The sequence below is a fragment of the Microbulbifer sp. ARAS458-1 genome, assembly GCF_045348205.1.
Classification (GTDB): domain Bacteria; phylum Pseudomonadota; class Gammaproteobacteria; order Pseudomonadales; family Cellvibrionaceae; genus Microbulbifer.
Map to the genome: position 1 here is coordinate 3,500,506 of NZ_CP155838.1, position 19,838 is coordinate 3,520,343.

The following is a 19,838-nucleotide window of genomic DNA, read 5'->3' on the forward strand; positions in this document are numbered from 1 at the left end:
TGCGGCATGACGCGAGCGCGTCATCCCGGACTTGATCCGGGATCCAGATGACTCGAAGTGCGGAGCTTCGCTTCCCTCGATACCGGCCTTCACCGGCATGACGGGAGCCTGCGGCATGACGGGAGCGCGTCATCCCGGACTTGATCCGGGATCCAGATGACTCGAAGTGCGGAGCTTCGCTTCCCTGGATACCGGCATTCGCCGGCATGACGCTTGAGGCTTAATCCCGCGGTTTTTTCGGCTTGCGTTTCTTGGCCTCGAACGGCGGCTTGCCGCCCTTACCGCTGCCGCCCTGCTCCGCGAACTTGGAGATATTCATCGGGCGGCCGTTTACGCGCACTTTTTTCAGGTGCTGGAAGATCTCTTTGGGCATGCCTTCCGGCAGGTCCACAGTGGTGTAGTCCGGGTAGATCTCGATGCGGCCGATGTAGGAGCTGTCCAGATCCACTTCGTTGGCGATGGCGCCCACCACGCTACCGGGACGCACGCCGTGTTCGCGGCCGACGTCGATACGGAAGCGCTCTTTGCCTTCATCCGGCGGGCCAACGTGCTTTTCTTTGTCGAAAGGCTTTCGCTCGCGCTTGTTGTGTTTGCGATCATCGCGGTCGCCACGGCGGTCATCGCGATCATTAAAGTCGCGCTGTTTGGGTTCGCGCTCGTCCAGTAACAGTGGCTGATCGCCCTGGGCCATGGCGGCAAGGGCCGCAGCCACGTCCAGCGGATCCACTTCATTCTCAGACAGATACTGATCCACCAGATCACGGAACGGCGCCAGGTCGCCGTCACCCTGCAGCGTGTCGGAAATACGCTGGCGGAATTTCTCCATGCGCGAGGCGTTTACCGCTTTCGCAGTGGGCAGCTCCAGGCGCTCAATGGGCTTTTTGGTGGCCTTTTCGATCACCCGCAGCATACGGCGCTCGCGAGGGGCCACAAACAGAATGGCATCGCCCTCACGGCCGGCACGACCGGTACGGCCAATGCGGTGAATATAGGCTTCGGTATCGTAGGGGATGTCGTAGTTGATCACGTGACTGATGCGCTTCACATCCAGACCACGGGCCGCCACGTCGGTGGCCACCACGATATCCAGGCGGCCTTTTTTCAGCTTATCAATCACCTGCTCACGCAGGTTCTGAGCCATATCCCCGTTCAGGGCAGCACTGGCAAAACCCCGCGCCGCGAGCTTGTCGGCGATCTCCACTGTAGCGTTCTTGGTGCGCACAAAAATGATGGTGCCATCTACCGGCTCGGCTTCCAGAATCCGGGTCAGCGCATCCATCTTGTGGAGGCCACCTACCGGCCAGTAGCGCTGGCGGATGGTATCGGCAGTCTCGGTTTTCACCTTGATCTTCACGTCCACCGGATTGTCCAGGTGGTCGCGGGCGATCTTGGCGATCTCGCGGGGCATGGTGGCGGAGAACAGCGCAATCTGGCGCTCGTCCGGGATCTGCTCCAGTACCCATTCCACGTCGTCGATAAAGCCCATACGCAGCATTTCGTCGGCTTCATCGAGCACCAGGGTCTTCAGGCTAGACAGATCCAGGGTGCCCTTGCGCATATGGTCCATGACCCGGCCGGGAGTACCCACGACCAGCTGCACACCGCGCTTCAGTTGCTGGATCTGGCCGCGGTAATCCGCGCCGCCGTAAATCGGCGCAACGTGGAAACCTTTCAGATTGGCCGCATAGGACTGGCAGGCTTCCGCCACCTGGATGGCCAGTTCACGGGTTGGCGCCAGTACCAGAGCCTGGGGGCGCTTGTTTTTCAGGTCGAGGCTCGCCAGCAGAGGGAGCGCAAATGCCGCTGTTTTGCCCGTTCCTGTCTGTGCCTGGCCCAATACGTCGCGGCCTTCCAGGAGTGACGGAATAGTCTGCGCCTGGATGGGGGACGGGGTTTCGTAGCCAAGTTTTGTGACAGCGTCGAAAATTTCAGCGGGCAGGCCCAACTGGTCAAAACCAGTGGCCGTGGGGGTATCGGTCATATTGGAGTTCACTTGAATATACATGGAGGCCGGGCCGGGCCACAGGACCCATCAAGGGTAACCATAGCGCACGGCGGAGGATTGCTGGGCAAGGCGAAGAAGCCCATTAATAGCACCGGCTATTTCAAGCTTTTTCAACTCTGAGACAGGGGCCTGTGGCGAGGAGGTCTGTTACCCAATACATCTTTTGCCCCGCTAGTGGCCACATCAGGGCTGGGGGAACAAAAGGCTGCGCAGTCTACCAGTTTGACAGCAGACTGCCAGTTTATTTTTTGACCGAATCAAGTCCGACACAGGCTCTGCGCCGAGATGACGAGTAATTACTATCCCTTCAACTTCCTACTCGCCTGCTTCCGTAGTTTTTCTATGTCCCGGGAATCGGCACCCTCTTCCCTTGCATAGGCCATTAGTTCCGCATAATCCACCGATCTATGGCTGGCCACCAGGACGGCCTGATCCCAGGACTGACGATCATTCCAGTGCCAAAAGGCTGCCAGTCGATCATTACATACAGCGTTGGCGTTATAACCCGAAGTGGTCCCCACAGAGTATCCAGTTTCGGAATTTCATCATGCTGAACCATTCGACTGCCAAACTCCAAGGGAGCCCCTGGAAACTCCAGAAACAAGTCGGTATCTGGGTGGGTGAAGTGTCGCCTATCACTTGCCAGATGAACCCCGAGTGGAGCCAATGCTGAAGACAGCTGATCTCGTCTCTCTGACGTCACGAAATCCAGATCTTTTGACTTGTATTTGTTGTCAGAATAAATACTGACCGCGCCACCACCGGATAAAGTGGCTTTAATCCCCGCGGCCTCAAGAACCTGGCTCACTATCGCAGCCAATTCTTCAGCAGGCGTATTCGCATCAATGGCCATAAGCTAAAGCTCCTTTCCGGTGCGGCGTGGTCTCTGGCGTTGACGGAAATATTCTTGGGTTACTTCTTGCGGCAGGCGCTCCAACTCGGCCTCAAGGAACTTGCGCAAATCCCGCACTGTGGCGCTGCGAGGGTTCCAGGTGAACATTCGGGTTTTGCCTATCTCTCGACTAACCAGTACACCCTCCGCTTCAAGGCGCAGCAATTGCCGCTGGATAGCCATGTGAGACACGCCGAAGGTCACCGCAATCCTACGCGCGTATCCTTCCCCGTAATTTTGCAGAAACAATAACGCCTGCGCGGCGGATCGGCTGCCAAAAAGGGCTTCAAGAATGGGGTTCACAGAAGTTGCTCCATGGCCACAGGTTGTGGCCATATTGCCACAATGTGCATAGGTATGGCTACAACCTGTAGCAATAGGTGTGGGGTCTACACCTAACGCGATCCGGCAACGCGCAACTAGGTTGGCCGGGTGGGATAGTTATTCGGGGATGGTTATTCGGGGCAGGTGTTCACGGTGATGTTCAAATTCGCTACAGACCACCATTCACAAGCCTGCGCTTCAGCACCATACCGCTCCACCAGTGCGATCACCTGCTTGCGTGACCGGTGATCCTGTACGCCACGTACGGTGTGTGTTTGCAACAGTGATAACTGCTCGGGCCGAAGGCGCGCTATACGGGGGAAGTTGGACTGGGCTACTACCAAGTGAACTGCCGGGGTGTAGGGACCCAGCTGGTCGGCTTTCGTCAGGATCTGATCCAGTTCGGCGTCGAACTCGTTCAGGCGCACCTTTACCTGGGCCATTTCTGCCCAGGACTCTGGCCATATTGGGCGCAGGGTTGTGGCTTCTTTATAGAGCGCGAGCGCCTGACGGTAATCTTGCTCGATGACCTGGCCATTGTTGTACGCACGCCACTCCAGAATTCTGGCCTGCAAGGTAAGCTGATAGGGATTATCCGGGTGCAATCCGTTGGCGCGCTCGATGGCCGCCAGCGTGGTATTCAGAGAAGCCGGCGATGGGACCTTGCCCAGCTTCTGCCAGTAGCGCAGCTGATTTTCCACCCGTAGTACTTCCAGGTGCGCCAGACCATAACGGGCAGCAAAAAAACTGAGCGATATCAGAAGAATGATGGCCAGCCAAGAGGCAGCCCGCACCGTGAGGCTGCGTTCTGCAGGCCAGACTGTGGACACTATGCGCGACGCCAGACCTGAACGCCGGCGGGATCGACGCCGACGGCGGCGCGTGCCGGGTTCGGTTTGGCTCGACAGCGTCTGATCCACGTAACTTGTCTGATTCATGGCACCCGGCTCTTGAAAGCTGGCAGTTAGTAAGAATTCACTTCCGTTAGGCGAAGTGAACACCCGCTATTTTACCCGGATTATCCCGCACCAGTTGCCAGGACTTCTCGTCACCGACAATTTCTGCAGCGGCCTGCCGGCCAGCTTTCAAGATTGGTGGTCGGCGCACTTCGTGGTGGGCGTCTGTGGCAAGGATGGTCACCAGATTCCGTTCCAGCAACTCGATGGCCCGCTGCTGTGCGGGCTCACCAAACTGACCAATGACCGCACCGGAAGTCACCTGAAACAAACACCCCTCTCGCACCAGCGGCAGAACCTTGCTGAAATCCCGAATCACATCTTTGTTGCGCTCCGGGTGTGCAATCATCGGGCGGATTTTCTGTTTGATCAGCCAGCGGATCAGCTGCTCGGTTCCCGGGGGGATATGGCTATGGGGCAATTCCAGCAACAGGACCCGGTCCCCTTCCCACTCTCCCAAAAACGGAACCTGCTTCAGCATCACCATATTCAGGATTTCTTCGGAAAGGCGAATCTCTGCGGCCATTCCCAGCTTCAGAGGAATGCCCTGCTCCTTCAGCACCGCTTGCAGCGTGCGGAAAGCTTTGGTGATGGTGGCGAGGGTATTGGGAAAACGACCGGGGTGAATGTGGGGGGTAGCGACCACATGGGTGATGCCATCGGCCACCGCGGCGCGGGCCAGGATCAGTGACTGATCCAGGTCCCGGGCACCGTCATCGATGCCCGGTAGCAAATGGCAATGCAGGTCGATCATGCGGGCTCGAAGTTTTTCTCTTCAGACGATTTACTGGCCGTCGCAGATACGGTTACAGGCGCAGCGCTTTCGCCTTGCTCCAAACCCTCTTCCACGCCATAGCCGTAACGACCGCCGTAGTAGCCGTAATATTCACCGTAGCCACTGGCTTTGGAAGTCGTGTCCACCTGGTTCAGCACCACGCCATCGAGCTTGGCGCCAACTTGCAGCAGGCGACCGATACCGTCGGTAATGATCTTCTGGCGCGTACTGTCAGACTTCACCACATACAACATGGAGTCTGCAACACGGGAAACCACCAGAGCATCACTCACAACCTGCGAAGGCGCGGTGTCCAGAATGATCCGATCGTAGGTTTCGCTGAGGGACTCCAACACCTGCGCAAATCGCGGCGAAGCCAGCAGTTCTTGCGGATTGGGCGGCACGGCACCGGCGGGAATAACGTCCAGGCCGCTCTGCTCATCGTGAAAAACGCACTCATCCACTGTCGCGCTGCCGGCAATCAGGTTGGAAAGGCCCGGCTGGTATACCGGCAAGCCAAAATCCTTACCCACCGACGGACGACGCATGTCCGCATCAATCAGCAGTACCTTTTCCATCTGAACCAGAGAGAACGCCAGGTTTTCAGAAACCGTAGTTTTACCTTCTCCAGGAACCGATGACGTCACAGAGATAATCTTGGCCGGTTTTTCCAGATGCGAAAGCACCAAACTGGTCCGCAGTGTGCGTACCGCTTCAGAGAACTGATGCCGACCACTCTCGAAGAAGGTGCGCAGCCCCAGGCGCTCACCTTTTTCATGATCGACCCAAGGCAACAGACCGATCATGCGCTGAGACAGTTTGTTTTCCACATCGTCCGGGTTGCGCACTCCGTCGTTCAGCGCTTCAAACAGGAAAGCCAGCATGACACCCATCATCGCGCTGACTACCATGGCCAGGGCCACGATCAAACTCTTCTTCGGCTTGGACGGCTGGCGCGGCGCAACAGCCGGATCGACAACACGCGCGTTTGCCGCTTCGAAACTGGACGTTTCGCTGGTTTCTTTAAAACGCGTCAGGAAAGCGTTGTACAGCTGACGGTTTACGTCCGCATCGCGCTTAAGTTCCTGATAACGGGTCTCCTTGCGAGAAACCACCTGAAACTCGGCCTTGGCATCGTTCAGTTCCTGTTGCAGCGCGCGCTCGTTCGACAGTGCCGCCTGGTACTCACTTTCAATACCGGCCACCAGCTGGCGAACTTCACTCTGTAGCTTGGATTCCACAGACGCCAACTGATCATTGGCTGCGATCATTTTCGGGTGTTTGGGGCCGTAACGGCGGGCGAGTTCAGAAACCTTGCGGGAAGCTTCCACTTCCGCGCGCTTCACATCCTGAATCACACTGTGGTTCAGCACTTCCGGCAGGCTCGCCAGGGCATTCACATCGGAGCCTCGCACGGTCACCAGTTCGCGGATACTTGCCGCCTGCTTCAGTTCTTTCCGCGCGGCCAGCAGCTGCTCGGTAATTTCGTTCAGCTCCTGCCGCGCCAGACCGCGTACACCTTCCACATCCACCAGGCCCTCGGCCTCCTGGAATGCTTGCAGGCGCGCTTCAGACTCTTCCAACTTTACCCGCAATCCATCCAGACGGCTGTTCAACCAGCTGGTGGCTTGCTGGGTCATTTCCAGTTTGGCTTCCAGATGGCTGTTGATGTAGACCTCGGCCACCTTGTTGGCAATATTTGCCGCGAGCTTGGGGGACTCCGACTCAAAGCTGATTTTTACCAGCTGGGTGTTACGCACCGGCGAGATACTCAAACGCTCAACAAAAGCATCGGTGACCTGCTGCAATTTCAGCTGTGCCGCTTCCTCTTCGGTCAGTGGCTCCGCCTGGGAAAGAAAGGGCAGCAGAGAGCGAAGGCTAAATCCGCCTTCCTGCTGTTCCGGATCAAATTCCGGATGGGTGGTAAGCCCCATCTGTTCCACGACACGCTCGGCGATGCGCTTGGACTTCAGAATTTCAAACTGGGTGAGGAAGTATTCCTTGCGGCTGGAATCCAGCCCATACACCTCTTCGATCGACAACGCCTTGGCCTGCTCCGCCTCAATCATCAGGGTCGCCGTGGCCTGATATTTGGGGGTCATGGAAAATACCACCATGGCGGTAAGCATGGTCACCGCGATCGACAGCGCAGCAATGCGCCACTTGAAGCGATCCACAATGCGCCAGTACTGGCGCAGGTCGATAACGTCTTCCTGAAGCAGTCGCTCCTGATTGTTCAGGTTACCCATATTGGAATGTGCATTCATGGCTACGACTACCTCAGAAGAAACTCTGCTCGACAGTGACGATATCCCCAGGGCGCAGCAGCGTATTCAGCTCCGCTTTCTCCCGGGATTGACTCGCGTCGTCGCCACGGATAATAAAAATCTTGTTATAGGAAGCCCGCTCGGTGAACCCCTGGGCCAGTGCCGCCGCTTTACTGATGGTCAGCCCCGGCTGGAATGGATAGCCGCCCGGCTTTTCCACCTCTCCATTAATAAAGAAAGGACGGTACTCCAGAATAGAAACGTGCACATTCGGGTTAATCAGGTAATCCGGTTTTAAACCATTCACAATCACCGCTTCAAGGCTGGATACCGTCAGGCCAACCACTTTCAGTTCACCCAGAAACGGGTAATTAATTACACCGCTGTCACTGAGGGTGGTTTCCAGGGTCAGGTCTTCTTCCCCGTAGACACTGATCTGAATCTTGTCTCCAGAGCCCAGCTGATAATCACCCACCGTTTTCAGATCACTTTGCGCAATCACTGCAGAAGTAAAAGCACAAACCGCCAACACAACAGCAGCGCGAAAAACGCGCTGCAGAAATGAGGTAAAAATACCCATAAAATTACCGATCAAATAGTCGTTTTTTCTACTTTACTACCAATTACAGGGACGCCTGCAGGCCAATAAAGGTTACGTTTTTGTCGTAGCTGAAACCGGCTGCAGTGGATTCCTTGTCGGAAACAATGAAACCAGCGTTAAATGCCAACCAGCGTTGCATCTGGTAGTTAAAGCGCAGGGTACCGGTATTGATATCCTCCACACGCTCAACATTTGCACCCTGATAATCATTGATGGAGTGGTCCAGAGTTACCTGGCTGGAAAGGCGATCCGCCCATGCGTGGTGCCAGCTCAGGGTATAACTTTCCACATCAATAAAATTGCCCACACCACTGGTTTCATCACTGCGGCGCGCGGTGTTGAAGTCAAAGGCACTGTACTCTTTCGGGGTCCAACGCACACCCACTTCCCAGGCCGGGCCGGTGTAGTCTTTACGCTCGGGGCTCACAAAATCTTTGGTACGCAGACCGACTTTCGCGGTACCAGTGGTCTTGGCGGTACCTTCCCAGGTTACACCCACCTGGTAGCGCATTTCCGCACTGTCCAGCGTCTCGTTACCGACAGCGGTGTACTCGTAACCCAGCTCACGGCGGCCGACTTCGGCCAGTAACTTGGTTTTACCACCGGCGTTATAGTTGAACGCGATGGAACCGTAATCGGTACCGCGATCGCGGCCAGCGGTGCGCATGCCGCCTTCGTAATCTGTATCCGCAGTACCCAGTTGCAGCTCCAGTTGGCCTTTGGCAGTGGCCGCACCAAACACATAGGTCGCGTTTACGTCATTGCTCTGGTAACGATCCGGCTCGTTTTGCGCGTTGCCAGCACCTTGTGAAAAACCGGTACCGCGAGGCTCGTGACCATCGGAAAAGCTGGCCGCCACTGCCAAACGGTTGCGGACATTCAGTTCCCAGGCGGCTTCGCCAGAAAGAAAATGATCGGTGTAGTTATCTTCTTCACTATCGAAGTACTCACCGCGCAGCAGTGAGTAATTGACCATATACGCGGAAACGCCGTCGTCCGCAGACAGCAGGAAGTTAGGGTTGATGACCGCCACCAGGCTCTCAATCTCGCCTTCTTCGACACTGGTAACGTTGTCGTCCTGTTGCAGGTCGAAGTTCAGAGTTGGTGTAAAATTCACCCCGCTGCCCAGCTTCACCGCAGCAGCCTCCGTTTGTGCCAATGCAGTGCCCGCACCCAGGCTGGTGATCATAAATACAGCCGCAGACAAATTAAGCTTGGTCATGTTTCCTTTCCAATGGTCTGAAATTATTTTTGAAGCCTATGTCCTTTCCCCAACAGGCTTCGCTCCCCTTTCGAGCAACTCCGGCTCGCGACGCAGTGTGACACGGGTCACACAAAGCGCCGAACAATATCACAAAACAATGAAATCCACTATGTAAGTACGGCCCAAACGTGGCGCCCCGTATCAATAGGCATTGCTGCTCACAAAGCCCTTAAACAAGGTCATCCATACAATCCGGATATCCAGCCAGAGCGACCAGTTGCGGATGTATTGCAGATCGTGCTCCACACGCTTGCTCATTTTTTCAACCGTGTCGGTCTCGCCACGCCAGCCATTTACCTGCGCCCAACCGGTAATGCCCGGCTTAACCTTGTGGCGCAGCATGTAGCCATTCACAACGGCACGGTACTGCTCGTTGTGTGCAACTGCGTGCGGGCGCGGACCCACAATACTCATGCGGCCCTGCAACACATTGATAAATTGCGGCAGCTCATCCAGTGACGTGCGGCGCAAGAAGGCGCCCACCGGCGTAATGCGGGTATCCCCTTTCTTCGCCTGCACCACCTTGTCGCCATTGTCCTGAGTGGTCATGGAGCGGAATTTCCACACCTTGATCGGCCGCCCATCCAGGCCGTAGCGGTGCTGCTTGAAAATCACCGGCCCTTTGGAAGTGAGCTTGACCGCCGCGGCGATCACCAGCATCAGTGGGGAGATCAATAACAGAATCAATGAAGACAGAACCAGGTCTTCCATACGCTTTAACCAGCTGTTAATACCCTCGATCGGAGTATCGTGCACACTGAGCAGACTGGTACCACCGACCTGATAAAAGCGCGCATGCAGCAGATTATTTACAAAGAGGTCTGTTGCCACATGCACGGTAACGGTGCTGTCGGCAAAGGCGTGCAGAATCTCTGCAATACGCAACTCTTCACGCATGGGCAGAGTGATATAGACCAGGTCCAGCTCGCCCGCCTTCGCCGCCGCCACCGCCTCATCCAGATCGCCCAATACAGGAACGGAGTTACCGGCAGCAGATGCCTCGCCACAGGCAGCGGACTCCGGCACCCGGTAAAAGCCTTTCACGCGAATACCCAGATGTGGCTCCCTTGCCAGGTCACGAGCCAGACGGATGCCGGAATCCGTCACACCGACAATCACTGCCGAACGGGTATTGTGGCCGTGGGCGCGGAGGTAAAACAGAAACTGCCGGAACAGGTAGCGCCAGCTACTCAGCAGTACAAAGGTACCCAAATACCAGAACCCTACCACCAAGCGGGAAAAGGTATGGCCAGTTTTGGAAAAATAAGACACCAGTACCAGCAATACACACACCGCCAACCAGGAAATAGCGGTAATGCCAAACATATGAAGGTAGCTGTCGGCACGCCAGGAGCGATAGAGATTGAGCGACTCCGCCATAAACGTGAAGCTCACCGAAGCCACCAGCCCGGCGATCATCCAGTCTTTACTGACGGCGACCTCGAAATATTGGCAACAGACAATCAGCGTACCAAGGATTAATAGTGCATCCAGCAAGCGGTAAACAGCAGCCAACCCAGACTGGTAGCTGCGAATCCATCCCTGTTTCACGGCTCCATCCCCCATGGAAACTATTCCCTTAATGCTTCATTTGAAGCTTTCCCTAAATAACCCCCAGCCAACCAACCCTCGGTCGACACGGCAGCGCCCGCAATGCACTGCCAGCCCCAAAACGGGCCCAAATCCGGGCCTCTAACTATGGAGCGGGATCACGCCACCAGCGTGGCGACGGTCACATAATCAGCGTGACAGAACAACAGAAAAAACAATAAACGCACAACAAACACACAGAGCGGTCAACTTAAGATCAATCGATTTTCGTCAAACCCTGACTCAAGAAACGCAAGAAGCGGGCCAATAAAATTGCAAACGATCCGCCCACGACAACACCGGCGCCATTTGCGGCCATATCTACCAGTGAAGCTGTGCGTGCGGGCATTAACCAGCCTTGCCAAAACTCCAGCAGCGCCCCCAAAAGTAACAGCCCAAGCAAGCCACCTATCCAAAACCGCCGGGCCGTACCCAACACCCACAACCCGGCAAGTAGCGCAAACGCACCGCTATGCAACATCAAATCAAAATGGGGTACCAATTGAGGCACCGGCTCAGACTTCATGCCCGCAAACAGGGCAACACTCAACACTGCGATAAACAGGAGGCGAGCCAGCAGCATCAGATGGCGAATTTTAAACACGGACACCAAGGCTCCTAAATAGCCCGAAAGGGTCAAACTTCTAGCGACGCGCAACATAAAGAATGTGCGGCGCTAAATTAACAAGGAGAAACAACAGGAAAATGACAGTGAGGATCAGCCACGCCAAACCGCGAGTGTGTTAAAACCCAGCCGCCGTTTGACCTGCCACACAGCGATCAGATTCTGCGTGGCCACAGCTACAGCTGTCGCAACCGCACTCCCAGTTGCACCCCACACTGGTGTCAATGCAAATGCCAGGCCCACCGCGACAGGCCCAGATATAAGAACCGTATTACGGAAGTCTTTCTCATGCCCAGACATCGTCAGCAAATAGCCCACAGAGCCGGTCAATACATTCACAAATTGACCGATCACCAGAATCTGCAAGAGATGTGCACCGCCACTGAAGCCCTCACCAAACAGACCCATCAAAAATTCCGGGAACACCAGCATCACTGCCACAATAGGCAAGGCAAACAACGCCATTAACTTCACCGAAGTAAGGGCCAGTTTTTCAAGCTCGGCGAACTTCTCCTGCTTGGACATGGCAGCAAAACGCGGTGCGACAACCAGGTTCACCGCCATCAGAACAAAACTGGTGAGCAGTGCGGTGCGCTGCGCCACTGCAAGTTGCGCCACCGCTTCAGATGATACAAACGCACCGGCGATAAACTGCCCGGACCACTGCACCAGCTGCCCCATTATGAGCACCACCCACAGTGGTATGCAGCTTCGGAACAACTGCCTCCAGTCGATCTGCTCAGAACCACTGTCTGGCATCACCGCGCGCAGCTGCCGCAGTACAAACCACAAGCACCCCGCCCCGAAAAGCACAGTCAGCAGTGACGCCACACTATAGGCTCGGGCCGCATCCACCGCCGTGGAAAGTGCCCAATAAAATAACAGCGCTATCAGGAAAACATTACAGAGAATATTCAGCGTGGTAACAGAGAGAACTATCCTGCGCAGCCCCTGCAGTGCCATCGCCAAAATGGTGAATACCGCCAGACCAAAAATACCGGGCGCCATGGCAGACAGCACCGGCGCCAACGCCGGTTTGTTGAAGACATACTGCGCAAGAGGCGCGCTTGCAAAATAAAGTACCAGTGCGCCGGCAAGGGAAGTGCAGGCAACCAACAACAGGGATCGCCGGAGCACCGCACCAATCGACGCCCAGCCCTGCTCCGCGAACCCAGCTCCGACAAATCGCAGGACGGTGTTATCTAAGCCAACGCGGCTAACTCCAGCGATAAATGTAACAAGGCTGAAGGCGAGAAAATAGTAGCCAGACTCCGCCGCACCGAGTTGACGGCCAAGCGCCAAGCTGGCAATGAATGCGGAGAATGCTGATAGCAGACGAACAGCAAGACTCAACCCAGTACTGAATAATAGTTCATAGCGGCCAGACAGCCGACCCACAATTGTCGCCAACATGATTACCTGACCACCACTTACCAATCAGACCCGTGCGTAACGGTCTTCGAGCCTTACGATATCGTCTTCACCCAAATAGGAACCGGACTGCACCTCGATTAATTCCAGAGAAATACTGCCCGGATTTTCCAGGCGATGTACCTCACCCAGCGGAATATAGGTACTCTGGTTTTCGGTCACCAGAAACTCCTTTTCCCCACAAGTCACACGGGCAGTACCGGATACCACAATCCAATGCTCAGCACGGTGGTGGTGCATTTGCAGGCTTAACTGTGCTCCGGGGTTGACCACAATCCGTTTCACCTGGAAGCGTTCACCGCAATCTACCGAGTCGTAATAACCCCAGGGCCGGTATACCTTACGGTGCAGCTGCGCTTCTGAGCGATTCTCCGCCTTCAGTTTCTCCACGACTTTTTTAATGTCTTGCACGCGATCTTTCGCAGCTACCAAAAGCGCGTCATCGCTCTCTACAATCACTACGTCATCGAGACCGACAGCGGCAATCAACTTGCCGTCACTCTGCACAAAACAATTGCGACTATCCTGCAGAATCACATCGCCTTTAGCGGTATTGCCATTGTCATCTTTGTCGGACACCTCCCACAGGGCAGACCAGGAGCCTACATCACTCCAGCCGCAATCCATAGGCACCACAACGGCATCGCGGGTCTGTTCCATGACTGCGTAATCGATAGACTCATCCGCACAGGCCAGAAAGGCATCACTGCCCGGGCGCACAAAGTCCACATCGAAAGAAGCGCTCTGCATGGCCTTTTCACACGCCGCAAGAATATCCGGGCGGAACTTGGCGAGTTCTTCCAGGTAGCGGCTCGCGCGGAACAGGAACAGACCACTATTCCAATAAAAATCTCCGCTGCGCAGGTATTCCGCTGCCGTCTCCAGATCCGGCTTTTCCACAAACTGCTCTACACCAAAGGCACTCGCAGAATCGTCCAGTGCACCTGCTTTACGGATATAGCCGTAACCCGTTTCCGGCGCTGTGGGCACAATACCGAAGGTCACCAGCTTGCCCGCCTCCGCCTGTGGTACTGCACGTACAACCGCAGCCTGGAAAGCAGCTATATCTTTGATCGCGTGGTCTGCCGCCAACACCAGAAGAAGCGGATCTTCCTTACCGCCCGCAGTGGCGCGCAAAGCTGCCAGTGCAACCGCCGGCGCCGTGTTGCGGCCAGCTGGCTCCAACAGAATGCCACTGTGGGGCTCACCGGTTTCACGCAGCTGTTCGGCAACGATAAAACGGTGATCGTCCCCACAGATCAGCAGCGGTGGCTGGGAATCGATACCCGTCAGGCGCGAACAGGTGTTCTGCAGCATACTGGCTTCGCCAGTTAAAGGAAGAAACTGTTTCGGATAGAGTTTTCTTGATAGAGGCCAAAGGCGAGTGCCGGAGCCGCCGGCCATGATTACAGGTAAGATCATATCTTCATTGCTTTGTTGAGCGTGTTATCCGTAACTTCAATCTGCGTTCGCGTCCAGATACCACTTGGAATGTTTATGTACCGAAGGATCAGCCAGTAAAGATTCCTCTGGCCACCAGCGATAGTTACCATGTTGTTGGTTGGGCAGTGCTGCGACGTCAAGATTCAGCTTTATCGAATAACCCAACACCACATAATGAGTGGAGACACCCTCACTCTCTGCGGCACCAAAAACACTATCGGAATAAAAGTGTTCAAAAGGCCCAATAAACTCGGCCTGCTCCACCGGTACAGCAACGCCCAATTCCTCCTCGGTCAAACGGAGGAAGGCATCGGCCAACGACTCATTTTTGACAATGCGCCCACCGGGCACAAACCAGCACCCTTGTGCGGGCCGGTTCAGGCGCTCACCAAGCAGAATTTCACCGAGGTCATTTCGCACTACGAGATCGATGGAAACCAGCGGTGTGGAAGACACCACCGTTTTGAATATTTCCCGAGGTAATTTCTTTGCCATAACGGCATCAACCCCGGAAATCAGTCTGGTGTGCCAGAAACCATTGGTAGGTATCAGCCAGGCCCTGCTCCAGACAGACAGAATAGCGCCAACCCAGGTCTGCTAGGCGGCTCACATTCATCAGTTTGCGCGGAGCGCCATCTGGCTTGGTCGCATCAAAAGTGATCTTGCCTTCAAAACCCACCACTTTCGCCATGGTTTCCGCCAGCTCCCGAATAGTGCAGTCTTCCCCCGTACCCACATTTATGTGAGATAACATCGGCTCAGTACATGACAGATACTGCGATTGTGGCAAGCTCATCACATGCACGCTGGCTGCCGCCATATCATCCACATGCAGGAACTCGCGCATGGGCTTTCCGCTACCCCACACCACCACTTCGGTATCACCGGCGAGCTTGGCTTCGTGGAAGCGGCGCATCAGCGCCGGGATAACATGAGAGTTTTGCGGGTGAAAGTTATCGTTTTCACCGTACAGATTAGTCGGCATAACACTGCGATAATCCCGTCCGTACTGGCGGTTATAGGATTCACACAGTTTGATACCGGCAATTTTTGCTATGGCATAGGGCTCATTGGTGGGTTCCAAAACACCGGTAAGCAACGCGGCCTCACTCATAGGTTGCTCGGCCAGTTTCGGATAAATACAGGAGGAACCTAAGAACAACAGTTCCTGTACACCGGCCATGTGCGCAGCGTGAATAATGTTGCACTCGATCATCAGGTTTTCATAAATAAACTCGGCCGGGTAAGTATTGTTCGCCACAATACCGCCGACCTTGGCCGCCGCCAGATAAACCTGATCGATGTTTTCCTGCGCAAAGAAATCCGCAACCGCCTGCTGGCTGACCAGATCCAACTCCGCACGTGTACGCACAACCACCTCAACTGCGGGATCATTCTCCAACTGCCGCACAATAGCCGACCCCACCATCCCACGGTGGCCGGCTACAAATACTCGTTTCTTCTCAGACATACAGAAACTCAATCTAAAATTCTGAATTCATTCATCGTCATCCCGGACTTGATCCGGGATCCAGCTCCCCAAGACTCCAAGAGTCCCACTTATTCCACAGCAACACTAATATCAAACCCATGCTCTTTAAGCAGTGCATGACGCTTGGCCTGATCCAAATCGTGCGCAACCATCTCCGCACACATTTCTTCCACGGTAATCTCAGGAACCCAACTCAATTTCTCTTTCGCCTTGGAGGGATCACCCAGTAGTGTTTCCACCTCCGCGGGACGGAAGTAACGCGGGTCAACCTTAACAATCACATCACCAACGCTAATACCTGGCGCCTTATCACCTTCGATTTCAACAACAGTGGCGACTTCCGCTTCTCCCTTACCGGTAAAGGCCAACTTGATACCAAGCTCAGCAGCACTCAGGCGGATGAACTCACGTACAGAAATCTGCTTACCGGTAGCAATAACGAAATCTTCCGCCTGCTCCTGCTGCAACATCATCCACTGCATACGGACGTAATCTTTGGCGTGCCCCCAATCGCGCAGCGCGTCCATATTGCCCATGTACAGGCACTTCTCCAGGCCCTGAGCGATATTCGCTAAACCACGCGTAATTTTACGGGTAACAAAGGTCTCACCACGGCGGGGAGATTCGTGATTGAACAGGATACCGTTACAGGCGTACATACCGTAGGACTCCCGATAGTTCACGGTGATCCAGTAAGCGTACATTTTTGCTACTGCGTAGGGAGAACGCGGATGGAAAGGGGTGGTTTCCTTCTGGGGGATTTCCTGCACCAGACCATACAGCTCGGATGTGGAAGCCTGATAGAAACGGGTCTTCTTTTCCAGGCCCAAAAAGCGGATGGCTTCGAGCAAGCGAAGGGTACCCATGGCATCCACATCTGCTGTGTATTCGGGAGCCTCGAATGAAACCGCAACGTGGCTCTGAGCACCGAGGTTGTAAACCTCATCCGGCTGTACTTCACGCAGGATACGCGTCAGGTTAGAGGTATCACTCAAGTCGCCATAATGGAGCTTAAGGCGAGGATTTGGCTCGTGCGGGTCCTGGTAAATATGGTCGATGCGATCGGTGTTAAAGGAAGAAGCGCGGCGCTTAATACCGTGAACCTCATATCCCTTTTCAAGCAGAAATTCTGCAAGATAAGAACCATCCTGGCCAGTTATTCCAGTAATTAGTGCAACCTTTCTCATTTATAAGTCTCGTTCATTTGCGATAAATTAATTTCTCTGCATTTGACACCTAGCAAAGCCCCAAAAGCAAACCAGAACCAAATAGCGAGCTTTGGCTGATTCAACACTGGATTAAACACCATCACCAAAAACCCTGACGCTAAAATAAAAATCATGAAAGTCGTTATAGCCGAACAACTATTCGACATGATTACTCGGCATTTAGATAAGACCATACCAAAGGGGATAAAGAGCAAGATCACTGCCAAAATTCCGCCAGCAGCCAGTAAGTCTAAAAAATCAGCGTGACTAGGAACTAAAATAGCCCCCCATCGAGTATCCAACTCTATCAAAGGCGACTCCGAGAAGAACTGCCCCCAGTATGGGCTATCTCGAAACTGTAGAAACCTCATTTCATATGTCTTCAACCGGACTTCAGGGCTACCACTCGGCATATAATCTTGATACACAAAATAAATCGCCACGAGAGAACCTAGGAAAACAACTGGAGCAAGCCTATTGAAAACAACAATAAAATATCGAGCATAAACATTGTCGAATCGCTTGGACTCGAGCACGACAACAAACATAGCCACATTAAGCAGAAAAACAATGAACCCAGTATTTTTGAACGTCAACAAAGGAAGACACAACAGCACCACAGAAAGCCAAAAGCCGAACGACAACAATTTTGATCTAGAAAGCAGAAAAACTGACGACGCGGAAAAAACAAAAATTTCCTCATGATATATATGCTTCTCATCAACCACCCGGAAACCTAACTGCCAAAAAAGCAGCATAAAAAAAACTAAAATCGAAAACGGTACCAAAACATATTTAACCAAAGCTGACAAATAGCGCTCAAATACTGGATGGCCAACCGCAAGCGCTCCCGCCAAGAAGGGGAATATCGCAAGAGATCGGCCTAAATACGACTCTTCGACATTAACACCTCTGCTCAACGTGATTAACGCACCCGAAAACATCCAGAAAAACAAAATAGAAACCAGCGCCTGCCAAACATTTACCTTTCTAACTACCTCACCGATAAGAAAGCACAATAGAACGGAAAAACCACACAACACATATGGTAAATATTTCAAAATGGAAAAATTATCCGCACCCCAAGCGGCATCCGAAGGGTCGAGAATGTAAAAAGCAGAAATAGCAAGAGCCAAAAACGACAAGAAAATAGATTTAGTAGAGGTCAAAAACATCACAAGACTCTATAAATTCCCGCCGCGACCAACGCGTAGCAAGAGCTCACATAGGTTGCGCGAAAAATTATCTCTATTGATCTTCCAGGTGCTCACTTGCGAATCGCCATCTGCTTCAGAATCTAGAAAATCAGAGAATGCAGATGAAAGGAAAAAACCATCAATCTCCCTTTCATCAAACAAAACTTTAATATTCTGATACCCAGATTCAAACACCTTGGCAGTATCAAGCTGATGATCGTTCCTATGTTCACCGAAAACCTTTCGCCGAGGAAAGACAACTAACTTTTTACCCCTCTCCAAACATTTAATAATCCCCCCCATACCGGCATGAGAAAAGACTAAATCACAACGATCAAATATTACTTCATAATCATCGGCAGACAAGTACTCGTAAAAGTCGACATCTAAATCATAAAATCCTGCCATGTCCCGATAGATTCCAAAATTCCCACCCCCAACCATTTGCACGACAATTTTTTGCCCCTGAAAAAATGGAACCTTCACAGCAACATTAAAAACAGCCTCCAGATAGCGAGAAAATGGAAGCTGTGTGCCTAGAGATATAAGAATCATATAACACTACCCAAGAACTGAAATTTTCTATTTGCGAGCTTGGGCCACTGGACAAGCGCTTGATCAACAAAACACGCTGCAACCCGGCCAGACAAAGACACTCTTTCTACATTTGCTATACTATCGACCCAAATAGTAGAACAATTAAGCAGCTTAGCAGCGACGCATACAATCAAACCAGGCGCCGCGCCCGTAGAAATGACAACGTCAGGTCTATAGGCGCGCAATAGCTTTAGTGAGCCACGAAAAGCCGCTCCCCCCAAAAAAATGCTATTAATATTGAAATCTCGAATATTACAAGACTCCCCTTTTATTATCCGCTCACTTCCATCGCACAAAAAATGTAAAAATTCAGCATCTGGTAAGCTCTCAGCCAACCCCCGCTCAACTACTCTAGCCTGGACCGAGTGCCCCCCAGGAGAAGACACTATCAGAATTCGCCTCATGCCACCTTCCCCCTGAGTCTATCAGTCAGGCCTTTAAAATTTCTCTTCAATAGCGAGTGAGCAAAATGAGCCAGATATAATAATGCAGCCTTCAAATGCCCCATATTAAGAGTCTGCACACGGATTACATAATTTTCCCTAAGCGCTTCGAATCTTTTTGTATTTGAGACACCTGAGACATCAAAATAACAAACCGGAACTGGGACATATTCCACAGAATTCGATAAACTAAGAAACTCGGCCACAAAACAATAATCAGCGGCAAGCCTGTAGCTCAGATTATATTCCATTGCGTATGATTTAATTATGGAGACTTTAAAAAGCATAGCTTGGTGAGAGGTAAACATTCCATATGGAAGCCAGCTCGCAGAACGAGCAGGCGTATATTTTTGACCATCCCCACCCACCTCAATAAAATCTCCATATATAAAATCGGGAGCTCTTCGCTGAGCCGCTACCGATACTCTCTCCAACGACTCAAGGGAATGAAAGCTATCGCCAGAATTCATAAAAATCAAATAGAGACCGGAGACACCTGCAATCCCTTTATTCATTGCATCATAAAGCCCCTTATCTGACTCACATATAACCTGCACATCGCCAATGCCGGACAAGTTGACCTGAGACAACACATCAAGGCTTTCATCCGTTGACTTGCCATCAACAATTATCAACTGCGAAATCAATTCCGCTACTCGCTCCAAACTTTCTAACGTTTTAAGCAAGCCAGGTGCATTATTGTAATTTATCGTTACGACTGAGATCATA

The 19,838-nt window shown here is 53.1% G+C and carries 19 protein-coding genes; all 19 read right to left on the minus strand.

Annotated features, from left to right (window positions below; translation table 11 throughout):
• Nucleotides 1-220: 220 nt before the first annotated feature.
• Nucleotides 221-1,981 (minus strand): DEAD/DEAH box helicase, encoded by a 1,761-nt coding sequence (locus tag AAFH99_RS14540; protein ID WP_406828057.1) that lies wholly within the window; start codon nt 1,979-1,981, stop codon nt 221-223.
• Between the two features lie 406 nt (nt 1,982-2,387).
• Nucleotides 2,388-2,858 (minus strand): hypothetical protein, encoded by a 471-nt coding sequence (locus AAFH99_RS14545; RefSeq protein WP_406828058.1) that lies wholly within the window; start codon nt 2,856-2,858, stop codon nt 2,388-2,390.
• 3 nt (nt 2,859-2,861) lie between these two features.
• Entirely contained in the window at nt 2,862-3,200 is a 339-nt protein-coding gene (locus AAFH99_RS14550) for a hypothetical protein (protein ID WP_406828059.1), read from the minus strand.
• Between the two features lie 152 nt (nt 3,201-3,352).
• The gene (locus AAFH99_RS14555) at nt 3,353-4,159 is read right to left on the minus strand and encodes a VpsP family polysaccharide biosynthesis protein (RefSeq protein ID WP_406828060.1); all 807 of its coding nucleotides are present in this window, start codon (nt 4,157-4,159) and stop codon (nt 3,353-3,355) included.
• Nucleotides 4,160-4,205: 46 nt separating this feature from the next.
• Complete coding sequence (locus AAFH99_RS14560) at nt 4,206-4,931, minus strand: tyrosine-protein phosphatase (RefSeq protein WP_406828061.1); 726 nt, start codon at nt 4,929-4,931, stop codon at nt 4,206-4,208.
• Nucleotides 4,928-7,219: a GumC family protein gene (locus tag AAFH99_RS14565; RefSeq protein WP_406828062.1), complete on the minus strand. Its 2,292-nt coding sequence runs from the start codon at nt 7,217-7,219 to the stop codon at nt 4,928-4,930. Before AAFH99_RS14565 ends, AAFH99_RS14560 begins: the two co-directional genes overlap by 4 nt.
• A 13-nt stretch (nt 7,220-7,232) precedes the next feature.
• A complete protein-coding gene (locus tag AAFH99_RS14570) occupies nt 7,233-7,799 on the minus strand; it encodes a polysaccharide biosynthesis/export family protein (RefSeq protein WP_406828063.1) in 567 nt (188 codons plus the stop codon).
• 43 nt (nt 7,800-7,842) lie between these two features.
• Complete coding sequence (locus AAFH99_RS14575) at nt 7,843-9,042, minus strand: outer membrane beta-barrel protein (protein WP_406828064.1); 1,200 nt, start codon at nt 9,040-9,042, stop codon at nt 7,843-7,845.
• Nucleotides 9,043-9,225: 183 nt separating this feature from the next.
• Entirely contained in the window at nt 9,226-10,635 is a 1,410-nt protein-coding gene (locus tag AAFH99_RS14580; RefSeq protein WP_406828065.1) for an undecaprenyl-phosphate glucose phosphotransferase, read from the minus strand.
• 256 nt (nt 10,636-10,891) lie between these two features.
• Nucleotides 10,892-11,278, minus strand: coding sequence for a hypothetical protein (locus tag AAFH99_RS14585; RefSeq protein ID WP_406828066.1), 387 nt, complete (start codon nt 11,276-11,278; stop codon nt 10,892-10,894).
• Between the two features lie 114 nt (nt 11,279-11,392).
• A complete protein-coding gene (locus AAFH99_RS14590; RefSeq protein WP_406828067.1) occupies nt 11,393-12,712 on the minus strand; it encodes an oligosaccharide flippase family protein in 1,320 nt (439 codons plus the stop codon).
• 24 nt (nt 12,713-12,736) lie between these two features.
• Nucleotides 12,737-14,152 (minus strand): mannose-1-phosphate guanylyltransferase/mannose-6-phosphate isomerase, encoded by a 1,416-nt coding sequence (locus AAFH99_RS14595; protein ID WP_406828068.1) that lies wholly within the window; start codon nt 14,150-14,152, stop codon nt 12,737-12,739.
• Nucleotides 14,153-14,188: 36 nt separating this feature from the next.
• Complete coding sequence (locus tag AAFH99_RS14600) at nt 14,189-14,668, minus strand: GDP-mannose mannosyl hydrolase (RefSeq protein WP_406828069.1); 480 nt, start codon at nt 14,666-14,668, stop codon at nt 14,189-14,191.
• 7 nt (nt 14,669-14,675) lie between these two features.
• On the minus strand, nt 14,676-15,644 hold the full coding sequence (locus tag AAFH99_RS14605; RefSeq protein ID WP_406828070.1) for a GDP-L-fucose synthase family protein: 969 nt from the start codon (nt 15,642-15,644) through the stop codon (nt 14,676-14,678).
• 89 nt (nt 15,645-15,733) lie between these two features.
• A complete protein-coding gene (gmd, locus tag AAFH99_RS14610) occupies nt 15,734-16,852 on the minus strand; it encodes a GDP-mannose 4,6-dehydratase (protein ID WP_406828071.1) in 1,119 nt (372 codons plus the stop codon).
• On the minus strand, nt 16,849-18,051 hold the full coding sequence (locus AAFH99_RS14615) for a hypothetical protein (protein ID WP_406828072.1): 1,203 nt from the start codon (nt 18,049-18,051) through the stop codon (nt 16,849-16,851). The genes gmd and AAFH99_RS14615 overlap by 4 nt, the downstream gene beginning before the upstream one ends.
• Before the next feature lie 6 nt (nt 18,052-18,057).
• Nucleotides 18,058-18,624 (minus strand): glycosyltransferase, encoded by a 567-nt coding sequence (locus AAFH99_RS14620; protein ID WP_406828073.1) that lies wholly within the window; start codon nt 18,622-18,624, stop codon nt 18,058-18,060.
• Nucleotides 18,621-19,070, minus strand: a complete 450-nt coding sequence (locus tag AAFH99_RS14625; RefSeq protein ID WP_406828074.1) for a hypothetical protein — start codon at nt 19,068-19,070, stop codon at nt 18,621-18,623. The genes AAFH99_RS14620 and AAFH99_RS14625 overlap by 4 nt, the downstream gene beginning before the upstream one ends.
• Entirely contained in the window at nt 19,067-19,837 is a 771-nt protein-coding gene (locus tag AAFH99_RS14630) for a glycosyltransferase (protein WP_406828075.1), read from the minus strand. The genes AAFH99_RS14625 and AAFH99_RS14630 overlap by 4 nt, the downstream gene beginning before the upstream one ends.
• Nucleotide 19,838: the final 1 nt, after the last annotated feature.

What these genes read in the sequence shown, in the direction of transcription:
- AAFH99_RS14540 (WP_406828057.1), bottom strand. Translation starts at nt 1,981, where the DNA reads ATGACCGATACCCCCACGGCCACTGGTTTTGACCAGTTGGGCCTGCCC.
- AAFH99_RS14545 (WP_406828058.1), bottom strand. Translation starts at nt 2,858, where the DNA reads ATGGCCATTGATGCGAATACGCCTGCTGAAGAATTGGCTGCGATAGTG.
- AAFH99_RS14555 (WP_406828060.1), bottom strand. Translation starts at nt 4,159, where the DNA reads ATGAATCAGACAAGTTACGTGGATCAGACGCTGTCGAGCCAAACCGAA.
- AAFH99_RS14560 (WP_406828061.1), bottom strand. Translation starts at nt 4,931, where the DNA reads ATGATCGACCTGCATTGCCATTTGCTACCGGGCATCGATGACGGTGCC.
- AAFH99_RS14565 (WP_406828062.1), bottom strand. Translation starts at nt 7,219, where the DNA reads ATGAATGCACATTCCAATATGGGTAACCTGAACAATCAGGAGCGACTG.
- AAFH99_RS14570 (WP_406828063.1), bottom strand. Translation starts at nt 7,799, where the DNA reads ATGGGTATTTTTACCTCATTTCTGCAGCGCGTTTTTCGCGCTGCTGTT.
- AAFH99_RS14575 (WP_406828064.1), bottom strand. Translation starts at nt 9,042, where the DNA reads ATGACCAAGCTTAATTTGTCTGCGGCTGTATTTATGATCACCAGCCTG.
- AAFH99_RS14590 (WP_406828067.1), bottom strand. Translation starts at nt 12,712, where the DNA reads ATGTTGGCGACAATTGTGGGTCGGCTGTCTGGCCGCTATGAACTATTA.
- AAFH99_RS14595 (WP_406828068.1), bottom strand. Translation starts at nt 14,152, where the DNA reads ATGATCTTACCTGTAATCATGGCCGGCGGCTCCGGCACTCGCCTTTGG.
- AAFH99_RS14600 (WP_406828069.1), bottom strand. Translation starts at nt 14,668, where the DNA reads ATGGCAAAGAAATTACCTCGGGAAATATTCAAAACGGTGGTGTCTTCC.
- AAFH99_RS14605 (WP_406828070.1), bottom strand. Translation starts at nt 15,644, where the DNA reads ATGTCTGAGAAGAAACGAGTATTTGTAGCCGGCCACCGTGGGATGGTG.
- gmd (WP_406828071.1), bottom strand. Translation starts at nt 16,852, where the DNA reads ATGAGAAAGGTTGCACTAATTACTGGAATAACTGGCCAGGATGGTTCT.
- AAFH99_RS14620 (WP_406828073.1), bottom strand. Translation starts at nt 18,624, where the DNA reads ATGATTCTTATATCTCTAGGCACACAGCTTCCATTTTCTCGCTATCTG.
- AAFH99_RS14625 (WP_406828074.1), bottom strand. Translation starts at nt 19,070, where the DNA reads ATGAGGCGAATTCTGATAGTGTCTTCTCCTGGGGGGCACTCGGTCCAG.
- AAFH99_RS14630 (WP_406828075.1), bottom strand. Translation starts at nt 19,837, where the DNA reads ATGATCTCAGTCGTAACGATAAATTACAATAATGCACCTGGCTTGCTT.